General features: G+C 38.8%; 12 protein-coding genes. 4 read left to right on the top strand and 8 right to left on the bottom strand.

Features of this window, described 5'->3' with window-relative positions; genetic code table 11:
* Positions 1–3 precede the first annotated feature (3 nt).
* From yajC to EL17_RS15110, 5 genes are all read right to left on the bottom strand, one after another.
* Positions 4–318, bottom strand: coding sequence for a preprotein translocase subunit YajC (gene yajC / locus EL17_RS15130; protein ID WP_035075843.1), 315 nt, complete (start codon positions 316–318; stop codon positions 4–6).
* Between the two features lie 2 nt (positions 319–320).
* Positions 321–875, bottom strand: coding sequence for a DUF1573 domain-containing protein (locus EL17_RS15125; RefSeq protein ID WP_035075840.1), 555 nt, complete (start codon positions 873–875; stop codon positions 321–323).
* A gap of 12 nt (positions 876–887) precedes the next feature.
* Positions 888–1,190 carry a YtxH domain-containing protein gene (locus EL17_RS15120; RefSeq protein WP_035075838.1) on the bottom strand — a complete coding sequence of 101 codons (303 nt, stop codon included), beginning with the start codon at positions 1,188–1,190 and terminating at the stop codon, positions 888–890.
* A 12-nt stretch (positions 1,191–1,202) separates the two neighbouring features.
* Positions 1,203–2,387 (bottom strand): transcription antitermination factor NusB, encoded by a 1,185-nt coding sequence (gene nusB, locus EL17_RS15115; protein WP_035075835.1) that lies wholly within the window; start codon positions 2,385–2,387, stop codon positions 1,203–1,205.
* A 142-nt stretch (positions 2,388–2,529) separates the two neighbouring features.
* Positions 2,530–3,630, bottom strand: a complete 1,101-nt coding sequence (locus EL17_RS15110; RefSeq protein ID WP_035075832.1) for a Glu/Leu/Phe/Val family dehydrogenase — start codon at positions 3,628–3,630, stop codon at positions 2,530–2,532.
* Between the two features lie 146 nt (positions 3,631–3,776).
* Between EL17_RS15110 and EL17_RS15105 the strand changes: the two genes are divergently transcribed.
* Entirely contained in the window at positions 3,777–5,567 is a 1,791-nt protein-coding gene (locus EL17_RS15105; protein WP_035075830.1) for an ABC transporter ATP-binding protein, read from the top strand.
* 208 nt (positions 5,568–5,775) lie between these two features.
* Here EL17_RS15105 and EL17_RS15100 read toward each other — a convergent pair whose 3' ends face one another.
* From EL17_RS15100 to EL17_RS15090, 3 genes are all read right to left on the bottom strand, one after another.
* Positions 5,776–6,357, bottom strand: a complete 582-nt coding sequence (locus EL17_RS15100; RefSeq protein ID WP_035075828.1) for a hypothetical protein — start codon at positions 6,355–6,357, stop codon at positions 5,776–5,778.
* 507 nt (positions 6,358–6,864) lie between these two features.
* A complete protein-coding gene (locus EL17_RS15095) occupies positions 6,865–9,264 on the bottom strand; it encodes a ribonucleoside-diphosphate reductase subunit alpha (RefSeq protein WP_035075820.1) in 2,400 nt (799 codons plus the stop codon).
* Positions 9,265–9,298: 34 nt separating this feature from the next.
* Positions 9,299–10,282 carry a ribonucleotide-diphosphate reductase subunit beta gene (locus EL17_RS15090; RefSeq protein ID WP_035075818.1) on the bottom strand — a complete coding sequence of 328 codons (984 nt, stop codon included), beginning with the start codon at positions 10,280–10,282 and terminating at the stop codon, positions 9,299–9,301.
* Positions 10,283–10,930: 648 nt separating this feature from the next.
* Here EL17_RS15090 and rplU point away from each other — a divergent pair.
* The 3 genes from rplU (at position 10,931) to EL17_RS15075 (ending at position 14,409) form a co-directional block, all read left to right on the top strand.
* Complete coding sequence (gene rplU / locus EL17_RS15085; protein WP_035075817.1) at positions 10,931–11,242, top strand: 50S ribosomal protein L21; 312 nt, start codon at positions 10,931–10,933, stop codon at positions 11,240–11,242.
* A gap of 32 nt (positions 11,243–11,274) precedes the next feature.
* Positions 11,275–11,535 carry a 50S ribosomal protein L27 gene (rpmA, locus tag EL17_RS15080; RefSeq protein ID WP_035075814.1) on the top strand — a complete coding sequence of 87 codons (261 nt, stop codon included), beginning with the start codon at positions 11,275–11,277 and terminating at the stop codon, positions 11,533–11,535.
* A gap of 153 nt (positions 11,536–11,688) precedes the next feature.
* On the top strand, positions 11,689–14,409 hold the full coding sequence (locus EL17_RS15075) for a S9 family peptidase (RefSeq protein ID WP_035075812.1): 2,721 nt from the start codon (positions 11,689–11,691) through the stop codon (positions 14,407–14,409).
* Positions 14,410–14,566: the final 157 nt, after the last annotated feature.

Here is a 14,566-nt window from a genome sequence, read left to right as displayed (position 1 = left end):
ATTTTATTTAACTCCGTTAGTTTTGTTTGTAAAATCAGAAGAAATTGCTGATTTTTCTAATTTAATCTTTAATCCCCTGTCGATTTCCAGGAATATGGTATCACCTTCTATTCCAGCTACTTTTCCATGTATGCCGCCTATGGTTACCACTTGATCTCCTTTTTTAAGTGCTTCTATAAAATTTTTGGCATCTTTGGCTTTTTTTTGTTGAGGCCTTATCATGAAGAAATAGAATATTAAACCTATAGCTCCCAGAAATAAGATCTGTTCTAATCCAAAGCCTCCGGCACCTGCCTGTAATAAAATTGAATTGGTCATAATTATCTTTTGACAGGACCCATCGCCGGAGCGGTAGATGCTGTATTTTTACTGTTTACGGTTCCTTTTAATCTTAATCTTGTTACACTTGGCTGCGTATTAGCCGTAATGGACACGGTAGGACTCTGGACACCGGATTTTGATTTAGAATCAAATACTACTTTTACAAAACCTTCCTCACCTGGCTTCACAGGTGTTTTGGTATAGTCTGGAGTAGTACACCCGCATGATGCGGCTACGTTTGACATGATAAGAGGTGCCTGGCCTTCGTTTATAAATTTAAAGGTGTGCTCTACCACTTTCCCTTCTTCTATGGTGCCAAAATCATGTTCGATTTCATTAAACTGAAAGGCGCCTAATGAACTTGGGTCTGCAGCTTGAACTGACTGCGTGTTTGCAGGGACGGTCATTTGGTTTTGCTCCATGAGTGCCAGTCTCTGCTCTAATGCCTGGATTCTTTCATCTTTTTCGTCATTTCCTTTTGATGCATCAGCATCACAGCCTGCTACGAAAATAGAACCGGCAAGAATGAGGGCAGAAAATTTGAAGTACTTCATATGATATTTTTATTAGTGTTCACCTTTATTGATTTGATCTATGAGTTTATTAACGTCATGTAATAGGTTTTCTGCTTTGTTTTTAGCATCAGTAATGACTTTATTTCCTTCAGAACGTGCTTCATTAAGAGGCATGTTTTTCCCGTCTACCAAGTCTTTTACCAGGTCTTCAAGATCATCTTTATATCGGGATAATTGATAGGTTAATTTATCCCTGGTATTACCACCTGAATCTGGTGCGAATAAAATGCCCAAAGTGGCTCCTACGCCGCTACCTAATATGAAAGCTAAAAGAGAATTGCTTGTTTTGCTCATGGTTAAATGATTTTATTTGTTATCTATAAGTCCCCTTCCACTTTTTTGAATTTTCCCTGATTCTGTTAGTTCCTTGGAAAGTACATCCAGGAGTCCATTCACAAATTGCTTGCTTTTAGGGGTGCTATATGTTTTAGAAATGTCAATATATTCATTAATGGTTACCTTAACCGGAATACTTGGGAAATTAGTCATTTCCGTCAAAGCCATGGATAATATGATTTTATCAGTCACTGCTACCCTTTCTATATCCCAGTTTTGGGTTTTTTCAGCTATTAGATCCTTATAGTTATCATCGTTTTCAATAGTTAAGTTAAATATATTTTGGAAAAAATCCTTATCCTCTTCCCAGTTTATCGCTAATTCAGGTAATTCGAAGTTTTCAGAATCTTCTGAATCACTTATATTTTTTAGCACTTTTGATGCTAAACTTTTGACTATTGACTTGTTTTCAGACCAATTAAGATCTTTTTCAATGAAAAAGTTCAGTATAACTTCATTCTTAAAGATGATCTTTTTCAGGATGGTCGCCAGTATTTCAGCGTCGTCTTCCATAGTAGGGGAAGTAATACCCATATAGGCCTGATACGCTTCATGTGGTTTAACGTATTCTCTAAACCATTCTTTCACTTCCTGCTCAAGATCTTCAATATTAACGTCCTGTCTTATTAGCTCAGCCTGGTATTGGGGTGCTGATTTAAGATACTTTAACACTTTATTGGAAGCAAGATTTAGTTCCCCTGATGTGGCAGAGATCGCATCACCAGAAAGTTTTCTTTTTCTTGCATATTCGTTTTTAACATGGTCGCCAAAAGCTATAAGCATTTCAATAGCATACAAATATAACTGGGGAATGCTCTCTGCAGAAGTGATCATGTTTTTTTTCAGGAACTCCAGATCTTTTGAATTGGCCTGATGAAACTGGTTAATAGCCTTTATAGCTACTGATTTTATTTTGGCATTGTGCTCGGTGGCTGATACTAATCGATGACTGTTCAGGTTTTTGAGGAAGATGCTGACAGTAGTTTCTGCATCTTTTTTCAGCTGAGGCCTGTCCTGCGCCTCCATGCTATTCAGGTCTGGCAAGAAAGATTCTCTTATATAATCTTTTGCCAGATTTAGATTTGATGATCTACACTGCGAATAGGAATATAGATTTTGAAAAGCTTTAACTCGTAAAATTCTTCTGTTTAGCATTGCCTGAATATAAAGAACGTAAATATAATAGAATTGGGGTAGAAAGCGACAAATAAAGGAGGAAACGGTATGTCCCTCCTTTATAGTATTGTTGTAATAGAGTAATTGGTAAAGGTACCTTAAGGTTCCCTGACAATACCAATTAATGTGACAATTTTACTTTTCCCATAGAATGGATTCGGTTCCAGGCCATTTCTATGGCTGCCTGTTGGGCAGGGATATTTTCTTTTTCTGATTTTTCCAATATAGAAATACAGGTGTCATATATTTTGTCAGCCTGCTGGTATGCCAGGTCTCTGTTGTATCCACCCACATACTCAGCATATACATTTATCAAACCTCCTGCGTTGATAAGAAAATCCGGAGCATAAATAATACCTTTTTCAAGAAGCTGTCTTCCATGTTTTTCTTCGTCTTTCAATTGATTGTTAGCAGCACCTGCAATCACGCTGCACTTCAATCTGCCGATGGTATCATCATTTACAGTGGCACCCAGAGCACATGGGGCATAAATGTCCATATCTATATCATAGATAAGTTTGGAATCTACGACTGTAGCGCCTGTTTCATTGGCCACTTCTTTTAGTCTGTCTTCATATATATCCGTGATAAAAACATCAGCGCCTTCTTTGATCAGATAATTGACCAAATATTTGCCTACCTGACCTATACCCTGTACTGCTACCTTCTTACCGTTGAGGGAATCTGTACCATATGCTTTTTTAGCGGCTGCTTTCATCCCAAGATAGGTACCATACGCCGTAACAGGAGATGGGTCACCTCCACCGCCTTTGACATCTGGCAGCCCTGTTACATGTTTGGTCTCCATAGCGATATATTCCATATCCGAAGTTTTCATATTGACATCCTCAGCAGTGATGTACCTTCCACCTAAGCTTTCTACAAATCTTCCAAACCTTCTTAAAAAAGCCTCGTTTTTCAGTTTTGGATCCCCTATAATGACTGCCTTTCCTCCTCCCAGGTTCAGACCTGAGATGGCAGCCTTGAAGGTCATACCTCTAGAAAGTCTGAGTACATCTGTGATAGCTTCTTCTTCAGAAGCATAATGCCACATCCGGGTGCCACCCAATGCGGGTCCTAATACTGTATTGTGTATACCGATCAAGGCTTTTAAGCCCGTAGGCTCATCATAACAGAATACCAACTGTTCGTGACCTAATGAAGTGATCTGTCCATATATGGAACCTTCCCTTACATTTTCCTGAGTTTTAATATCTACCATTTGTGAACTTTGAAATTAAGATTGTGTTATATTTGGGTTTGTTGCTAAGCGAACTGTCTGCAAAATTAAATATTTTTGTTGGGCTTTACTAATGCAATTAAAAGAGTATTCTACAAGAATTCAAGTCATTAAAAAGTTTTTATTTTGTGAACTCCCTTTGGCGATTAAATAAATATCTCTATAAATACAAAGGCTATCTGCTATTAGGTACCCTTTTTACCGTTATTTCCAATATTTTCGTAATCATTCCAGCCCAATTGGTGAGGATAGCGATCGATTATGTAGTAGAAAGTTTCAGTATTTATCAATTGTATGAAAGTACTGCGCTGGGCGATGAGGCCAGGAGCGCATTTCTTAAGTTTATCTTTGTATTTGGGCTATTGATTTTACTAATGGCTTTGTTACGGGGTTTCTTTCTTTTTTTGGTCAGGCAAACTATTATCGCCATGTCCCGACTCGTGGAATTTGATCTGAAGAATGAAATATTCAGACATTATCAAAGTCTGCCTTTGAGCTTTTACCGCAAAAACAGTACAGGGGACCTGATGGCAAGAATCACAGAAGATGTCAGCCGTGTAAGGATGTATCTAGGGCCAGCCATCATGTATGGGCTAAACCTTGCTATTTTGTTCCCCCTGGTCATAGGCTACATGCTTTCGGTGAATGTAAGGCTTACCCTCTATTCTTTGCTTCCTTTACCTATCCTTTCGCTCAGTATATATTATGTCAATAATATGATCAATGAGCGTTCTGAAAAGATACAAAGAAGCTTATCCGGACTGAGTACTTTTGTTCAGGAGGCATTTTCTGGTATACGCGTGATCAAGGCCTTTGTCAGAGAGGAAGATAGCGCCACCGAATTTGCCAAAGCCAGCGAAAACTATAAGGATAAATCCATAAGGCTTACCTTGGTACAGTCTCTTTTCTATCCCCTTATTTTAGCTTTGGTGGGTGTCAGTACGATCATCACCGTCTATGTGGGTGGATTAGAAGTGATAGACGGGGCAATAGGCTATGGCGTGATAGCAGAATTTATTTTGTATGTCAATATGCTCACCTGGCCAGTGACCTCTCTGGGTTGGGTGACCAGTATAGTACAGCGGGCCGCTGCATCTCAGACCAGGATAAACGAATTCTTGGATGAATCCAATGATATAGTGAGTACAGAAGAGCTAGCAGTGGATATAGTAGGTGAAATAGCAGTAAAAAATATTTCCTTTGAATATCCAGATTCGGGAATCAAAGCGCTGAAGGATGTCAGTTTTTCTGTAGAGAAAGGACAGGCACTAGCTATTATTGGCACTACAGGTGCGGGAAAATCAACTATAGCCAATCTTTTGATGAGGATGTACGAGGCAACAAGTGGAGAAATCAGCATCGATGGGAGGGATATAAGAAAATATAATATCAATTCTTTAAGAAGTCAGATAGGATTTGTCCCCCAGGATGTATTTCTATTCAGTGATACTATTAGCAATAACATAAGTTTTGGTGTGGATTCTGCTTCCGCAAAAGTTGTAGAAAAAGCTGCCAAGGATGCGGATGTATACGAAAATATTAAAGGTTTTCCCAACGGGTTTAATACGCGCTTGGGAGAAAGGGGGATTACGCTTTCCGGTGGGCAAAAACAGAGGGTTTCCATCGCCAGAGCTATTGCGAAGGAGCCTAAAATCTTGTTGTTGGATGACTGCTTATCAGCGGTTGATACCAAAACAGAAAATGCCATTCTCAATGCCCTCAAATTGATTATGCAAAACCGTACCTCTATCATCATTTCACATCGGGTATCGTCCGCCAAATTGGCCGATAAAATTATTGTTTTAGATGATGGCATGGTAGTAGAGCAGGGCAGCCATGACTTCTTGTTGTCGAAAAAAGGAGTCTATTCAGATTTATATGAAAAGCAGACTCAGGCAAATGAATCCATGGAGGAATGATTTATTATAGCGCTATACCAAACTCATCAAGATCATGTTTCAAATGCTTAGCATGAAAGCCATACCATTCTCTATAATTCAATTTGCCAAAAACATGGTAATGGGTGTAGGGTATTGTGATTTCGGCATCATAGCGGTGAAAATGATCATATATAACCATATACTTGCCTCATTTTCCAGGGTCTTTTATAATTTTTCAGTAGCCCTATTAATTAATATAACGAGATCCCCCTATCTGCATGCCTAGTCCCAGATTGATAAAGTTTGTGATGCCTGATCCCGTAAAATTATAGGCTACATTTAACCTAAACTTACCAGAAACCAACCCCACCCTTGGTGCAAATCCAAAATTTACAACAGACCCTTGGTGGGTTATCACATTTCCACTGGCTGCATCAGTAATGAAATAATCACTTCTCCTGTACATACCTGTAGTCATACCTACATAAGGTCGGGTGTTGAAAGTGTTAAAGTGATATTCTCCGGTAAGCGAAAGATTAGCTATGGCTTGAGCATTAATATTGGCATCCCTGTTTTGTAATATGAAACGGCCCTCTCCTAGTATGTTGCTGCCTAAGTTTAAGCCTACATGAAGTTGATCGGTAATACCGTACCTCGCCTCTACAAATGCCCCCCCTCCAATAGTGAGGTCAGGGTTGGTAGGGAAGGTAAGGTTGATCCCAAGATCTACTTTAAATGGAGCAAATATGCGTTGTTCTTGATTGAACATCTGACCAAATCCTAAATGGCTCATTAATAATAGGATTAAAGTAGGGATATATTTGTTCATAATGGATTCATTTCTTAAAGCTAGTAATATATAAATAATGAATTACAGTTGTAAAGGTTTTAGTTTTGTCAAGAATCTCGTTACGCCAATTGGAAACTTGCTGGAGATGGTCCGTGTTAAATACTATTTCGATCCCGGTATCCAAGCAGTTGACATTTTGTCCAGCTCGTTTTGGTTCAAGTTTTTCTAAAACCGGTTAAATTATTTTACAGAGTGAATAAGCAGCATGTTCCTACACTGGATTATCATATATTAGACTAATTGTTTTTATGTAAATCGATTTCGGCGCATTTACTATGCTGTGGTAATTTACAATAATATAAAAAACACTATTTTCTAACTGTAAAACATAATGCCTATGATAAATAAGGTCTGCCGTATATGGGATACTACCTTGGTTACTATCTGACTTAAAATAAGTCGGCAAGCTAAAATAAAAAATAGCGTTCGGATAAACCCGAACGCTATAAATTTATTTTAACAAATATAAAAAAAGTCCACTTTTCATCAACTGCCGCACATCTCGCAGTCATCAGGGTTGTCCAAGGAACAAGCTATGGCATCCTGCTTATTGTTCTTATTTTCATCAATAGATACTTTTGCGTTCACAGGTGCATTTTCGAGCTGCGACTTGTCTACAGTAAACTGTATGGCGGATGTAGCTGCTTTGGATCTTAAGTAGTACATACCTGTTTTGAGTCCTTTTTTCCAGGCATAGAAATGCATGGAAGTCAGTTTGCCAAAATTTGGTTCCTGAAGGAATACATTCATACTCTGAGACTGACAGATATATGCACCTCTATCTGCTGCCATATCTATGATGATTTTTTGGGATATCTCCCATACCGTCTTATAGATATCTTTAATGTTTTGTGGCACATCCGGTAAGTGCTGCACAGAGCCATTTGCTGCGATCAGCCTGTTCTTCATGTTATCATTCCATAGCCCCAGTCTGATCAAATCTTTCATCAGGTGTTTATTCACCACGATAAATTCGCCGGATAAAGTCCGTCTGGTGTAAATATTAGAAGTATAGGGCTCAAAGCATTCATTATTTCCCAGTATCTGAGAAGTAGATGCAGTAGGCATTGGAGCTACCAGAAGTGAATTTCTTACACCATACTTTTTGACTTTCGCTTTTAGTCCATCCCAGTCCCATCTATTGGACTTAGGGGTGACATTCCAAAGGTCAAACTGAAACTGGCCTTTAGATACTGGTGATCCATCATAGGTTTCATATGTACCTTCTACTTTTGCCAGTTCCATAGAAGTCTCCATAGCGGCAAAGTATATGGTTTCAAATATATCCTCATTGAGACCTTTTGCCTCGGCAGAATCAAATGGCATCCTGAGCAACATAAAAGCATCTGCTAATCCCTGAACTCCGAGCCCTATAGGTCTATGACGGAAATTGGACCTTCTTGCTTCTTCTACAGGATAGTAGTTGACATCTATTACTTTGTTCAGGTTCTTGGTCGCTACCTTTGTGATTTTATAAAGTGCTTCATGGTCGAAATATTTTTTTCCGTCCTTGCCTTCTTTGATAAATTTAGGCAAAGCCAAAGAAGCTAAATTACATACCGCAACTTCATCTGGAGAGGTATACTCCATAATTTCTGTACAGAGATTGGATGATTTTATGGTACCGAGATTCTGCTGGTTAGATTTACCATTGGCTGCATCTTTATATAAAATATAAGGGGTTCCTGTTTCAATTTGTGATTCCAAAACTTCAAACCAGAGGTCTTGTGCTTTTACTACTTCTCTTGCCCTGCCTTCTTTTTCATATTTAGTATAAAGCTTTTCAAATTCTTCCCCATAGCAGTCAGAAAGGCCCGGAGCTTCGTGAGGGCAGAATAATGACCAGTTTTCATTTGATTCTACCCTTTTCATAAATAAGTCAGAGATCCATAGCGCATAGAAAAGATCCCTTGCCCGCATTTCTTCTTTCCCATGGTTTTTTTTCAGATCCAAGAAGTCTTTAATATCTGCATGCCAGGGTTCCAGATAGATGGCAAAACTTCCTTTTCTTTTTCCTCCCCCCTGGTCTACATACCTCGCAGTCATATCAAAGTTTCTAAGCATAGGCACTATACCATTGGATACACCATTAGTGCCTCTGATATAGCTCCCCTTAGCCCTTACATTATGTATAGAAAGCCCTATGCCTCCAGCCGACTGGGATATTTTGGCGCATTGTTTTAAGGTATCATATATACCGTCTATGCTATCATCTTTCACCGTGAGCAAGAAACAGCTTGAAAGCTGGGGCTTAGGCGTTCCGGCATTGAAGAGGGTAGGGGTAGCATGGGTAAACCATTTTTCAGAAAGCAAGTGGTAAGTTTCGATAGCGGAATCGATATCTTCTTTATGGATACCCACTGCCACTCTCATGAGCATATGCTGGGGTCTCTCTACCACTTTGCCATCTAACTTTATCAAATAGCTTTTTTCCAATGTTTTGAAGCCAAAGAAATCATAATCGAAATCTCTGGTATAATCTATTGCCTCATCAAGTTTGGCAGCATGTTTTTTTATCACCCCATATACATCAGCGGCTATCAGAGCAGCATTCTCACCTGTTTTGGGATTTATATAGGTATACAGCCTTTTCATAGTATTTGAAAAAGACTGACTGGTGGTTTTGTGTAGATTGGATATGGCTATTCTGGCGGCTAAGATAGCATATTCGGGATGCTTTACTGTAAGTGAAGCGCATACTTCTGCGGCAAGGCTATCCAGCTCAGTGGTGGTGACACCGTCATAAAGTCCGTCTATTACTTTTTTGGCAACTTCGATAGGGTGGATATAAGCACTATCCAAATTATAGCAAAGGTTCTCGATCCTTAAAGTGATCTTATCAAATCTTACAGATTCTCTACGGCCGTCTCTTTTAATTACTAACATGCTGAATTTTGTTATAAATGGTGATAAGTGTTAATTAAAAATCTTCTTCTACACTGAATTTGTTTGAGTCCGTGCCATCCTTAGATTTCATTACACCGGCTTTTTGATAATCTCCCACTCGCTTTTCAAAGAAATTAGTTTTTCCCTGTAAGCTGATCATATCCATGAAATCAAATGGATTGGTACTGTTCCATATCTTTTCACATCCGAGTTCGGCCAGTAGTCTGTCTGCTACAAATTCTATGTACTGGCACATCAGGTCAGCATTCATGCCTATCAGTCTTACCGGCAGGGCATCAGTAACAAATTCTTTTTCAATTTCTACAGCATCCCGGATGATACCGGTTACAGTTTCTTTTGGTAACTGATTGACCACATGTCTGGTATAAAGATGACAGGCAAAATCACAATGAAGTCCCTCGTCACGGGAGATCAATTCGTTGGAGAATGTAAGGCCGGGCATCAGGCCTCTTTTCTTCAGCCAGAATATGGAACAGAACGATCCAGAGAAGAAAATCCCTTCTACTGCGGCAAAGGCTATCAGTCTTTCCTGAAATGTGCCATTGTCAATCCATCTTAAGGCCCAGTCGGCTTTCTTTTTTACACAGGCTATATGCTCTATTGCATTGAGCAGTTTATTTCGCTCTGATGAATCTTTAATGTAGGTATCGATAAGCAGACTGTAGGTTTCAGAGTGTATGTTTTCCATGGCTATTTGAAAGCCGTAAAAAAACTTCGCTTCTGTATATTGGACCTCCGCTACGAAATGCTCAGCCAGATTTTCATTTACTATGCCATCGCTGGCTGCAAAAAAGGCAAGTACATGTGAGATAAAATGCCGCTCACTATCCGACAGCTCCTTCCAGTCTTTCATGTCTTGGCCAAGGTCTATTTCTTCGGCAGTCCAGAAACTGGCTTCAGCTTTTTTATAATAATCCCAGATATCGTCATGTTGGATGGGGAATAGGACAAATCTGCTACTATCTCCTTGTTCTAATATAGGTTCTGGTCTTTGCATCTTAATAGGTATTTAATAATCGATTGGTATTGAACGGTATGTGTTTTTACATCCCTTCTTTCTGTTTCAACTACTGATATTATGAGTCGTCTAGTAGCTGATGCTTTAACAAAGATGGAAAACATAATCTATAATTAAAACACAGGAATTTAGTTTTCATTTGAAAATTGACTTTCAGTCAAACCACATGTAATATTCTATAAATCAATTGAAAGATAGGTTAATATTAAAGTAATACTTTTGTTTTTGAGGCGTTTTTAGGGGTTCCTATATTTTTTAAAAAAAAATAAAATGAAAAGGAATGAATAATTTGAATGGTTTATTAACTCGCGGTCAAAATATATTTATCTATTATTTAACTTTTAATATATTGATTTACATCATGTTATAATCATAAATAATATTTTTATCGAAAAATGGATGATGCCATTTTTTATCTAATAAACGTAATCATATATTAGGGTTTTTGTTTTATGCCGTTGACAAAGAAGCGTTTGTCATTCATATGAGTTTATAGTGTGTTTAAGCCAAAGTAACTGGATGGTAGCAAAATAATTACAATTATTTTCTTGCTTACACACTTTGGCTTTTTGATTATTCTTCCTATATTTGCACCTCAATTTGATAAATAGTCTTTATATCAATATCATGTACGCAATAGTTAACATAGCAGGAAAGCAGTTCAAAGTAACAAAAGATCAATATATCTATGCACCATTAATGCAGGGTGATGTTGACGCTTCCGTAAAATTTGATCAGGTGTTGTTGGCAGACGACAACGGTACTGTCTCAATTGGTGCCCCATTATTGGGAGGCGCAGTGGTATCAGGAAAAATTCTTGAACACGTAAAAGGTGATAAAGTGATTGTCTTCAAAAAGAAGAGAAGAAAAGGTTACAAGAAGAAAAACGGTCACAGACAGGATTTCACCAAAGTACTAATCGAAAACATTACACTATAAGGTTTTCTTAGAAACCTAAAACATTTAAAGTTATGGCTCACAAGAAAGGTGTCGGTAGTTCCAGAAACGGTAGAGAATCACATAGCAAGAGACTTGGTGTCAAAAAATTTGGCGGCGAGGTAGTTATTGCAGGTAATATCATCGTAAGACAGAGAGGTACAAAGCATCATCCAGGACAAAACGTAGGATTGGGTAAAGATCATACGTTATTTGCCACTGCTGATGGTCAAGTACAGTTTAAAAAGAAATTTGACGGTAAGTCTTATGTAAATGTAATTCCAGCTGAAGCTTAATTACATTTATTTAAAGAATTCAGAAGGTCTTTCTCTTAAGGGAAAGACCTTTTTTTATTCCTATTACCCTAGTCCTTGACCATAGGTGTAAAAGGACTTTTATTCTTTTTTTTCTATTTGCAGTTTAGGTTCAAATAGAAAAATTAATCAAGAATGAAAAAAGTCGTTTACCTATCATTTATTTGTTTTCTACTGGGGCATACCTTATTGGCGCAGCAGAAAACGGTGCAACTGTCGGATTACCCCCGCTGGTCCAGCATCACCCAGCCCGTCCTATCAGATGACGGTAACTGGTTTGCCTATTCATTGAGTCCCAATGGGGCCGATGATACGCTGCACATCAGGAATGTGATTAATGATCAAATTGAGCGCTTTCCTACTGGGCATATGGCTGTATTTTCAGATGATAGCAAATATTTTTCGTATTTTACCAAGCCTGACAAGAAAGAAGAAGAGCAACTTAAGAAGAACAAAAAAACAGTCTATAAGACTGCTCATCTAATGGGTTTGGATTTTGACAAATCCATATCAGTAATACGGGCAGAAGAAGCTAAATTTACGGCAGACGGAAAATACTGGGCAGTAAAAAGATCCAAGGCAGAAGATGACAAAACTACAAGCAAAGGCACCGACCTCCTTATTCATAATCTAGAATCAGGCGCAGTATTAAACATAGGAAACGTATCAGAATTTAGCTTTAATAAGCGTGGCGATATGCTTGCCTATCTAGTAGATGCCAATGAAAAGAATGGCAATGGAGTTTATCATATAAATTTAAAAACTCACATTATCACGCTGCTCGATGGGGATGAGGCAATCTATCAACACCTGGCATGGGACGATGTGGGAATACAAAGAAAAGATATAGTTTCTAAAGGCCGTAAGCTCACCGTGCTGAAGGGAAACGAAGTGGATACATTGACAGAGAACCCTAATGCACTACTGGTGTTTACCGATCTGGATAAGAAACCCACCAAATTTGAACTCAAAATCAATAACGAAAAACTCGCAGATCATGTCATCAGTGATAACAGCAAAGCATATTTTATAGAAAACGGCAAAGCCATCTGGTTTGGTATAAAAGCTCAAAGTCCTAAGATTAAGATGAGCAAAGATACCATAGCTAATGTAGATGTGTGGCATTGGAATGATGATAGGATTCAATCAGTACAAATGGTGAGGGGAAGCAGGGATAGAAAAGCTACCAAAACGGCCGTCTTTCACTTTGAGGATAATCAATATGTTCAGCTAGCTGATGAAAACATGGACCGTCTGATCACCTCCCGCCACAGCAGGTATAAGGTAGGAGTGGACGATAAACCATACCTAAGTGATATAAATTGGGGAGTCACTCCCTCCGATCTTTACAGGATAGATATAAAGACCGGTAAAAAAACCAAGTTTGCTGAAGAAGTTAACAGGGCCCTTGAAATATCTCCTGACGGAAAACACTATATTTATCAAAAAGACTCTGCACTTTGGATATATGATCTGGATAAAGATCAAAAACATAACGTATCTAGACTTGCAGCTGTCAGCTTTATGGATATGGACCATCCTTATCCTCATGAAAAGCCTCCATATGGAGTAGCAGGATGGTCAAAAGATGGCCGATATGTGATCGTAAACCATCAATATGATTTGTGGCTCCTTGCCATAGATGGCTCTAAAGCTGAAAACCTTACCCGCATAGGGTCGAAAAACGAAATCAGATTCAGGTATGAAAACATAAATACCGATGAAGAGTGGATAGATCTGAGTAAGCCTTTAATGCTTAATGCCTACGGCGAGTGGACAAAAAAGAGCGGATACTATACTGTAACCAAAGGTAATGATCCACAACCTTTGATTTTTGAAGATGCTATGGTAGGATCTCTTCACAAAGCAAGGCTTGCAGACAAGGTGGTGTTTACAAAGCAGACTTTTAACGAATTTCCCAACTACCATGTAAGCAATATCCAATTCACTTCTCCTAAAATGATCACCAATGCCAATCCCCATCAACATGAATATAAATGGGGAAGTAGAAAATTAGTGGACTATACAAACAGCAGAGGTATCAAGTTACAGGGGACACTGACATTACCTGCTGATTACGAGGAGGGCAAACAGTATCCTACCATAATTTATTTTTATGAGAAAATGTCAGACCGCCACCATCAGTACTCTATGCCTGTATATGATGATCGACCGCATATGTCAACCTATGCCAGTAATGGCTATATGGTATTCATGCCGGATAATGTATTTGAGGAAGGCCGTCCGGGTACCAGTGCCTTAGATGGGATTATTTCAGCGGCTAATAAGCTGATCGAATCAGGATATGCCGACAAGGATAACATCGGGCTTCAGGGCCATAGCTGGAGTGGTTACCAAACTTCTTTCATACTGACCCTGACAGATATGTTTAAATGCATTGTCACCGGAGCACCGCCTACCAATCTGGAAAGCTTCTATAACAACATCTACGGAAGCTCAGGTACCGTCCACCATGGAATCATGGAGATCGGGCAGGTAAGAATGGGAAGGGGAGTGACCCCCTGGACACACCGTGAGATCTACCAGAGAGAAAACCCCATGTATCATATCCAAAATATCAATACCCCTTTTCTCATCCTCCATGGAACAAAAGATGGTGCAGTAGACTGGTCCCAGGGACTGGAGTTATATAATGCAGCCCGCAGAATGGGCAAAGAGGTAATTTTCCTGTCCTATCCCAATGAAGGTCATCATCTGACCAATGAAGCAAACCAGAAAGATTTTCAGACCAGAATGAAAGCATATTTCGATCATTATCTGATGGATATGCCAGCTCCAGATTGGATGGTGAAAGGAATTCCACATCTGGAGAAATTGTATGATAAAGCTGAATAACCAAGAAAAAACCTCAATATAAACTTGAGGTTTTTTTCTGCCCATTGCCTTTAAATTTCTAATGGGGGAGTTAAGAATATATCGCCATCTATAATTCCTTATGTTCAATATCTATTTCGATTGTATACAGTTATCTTTGTATATCCATTCAAAGTAA

Origin of the sequence: Anditalea andensis, assembly GCF_000714815.1 — a bacterium.
Classification (GTDB): domain Bacteria; phylum Bacteroidota; class Bacteroidia; order Cytophagales; family Cyclobacteriaceae; genus Anditalea; species Anditalea andensis.
This window is presented reverse-complemented; position numbering and strand designations above follow the sequence as displayed.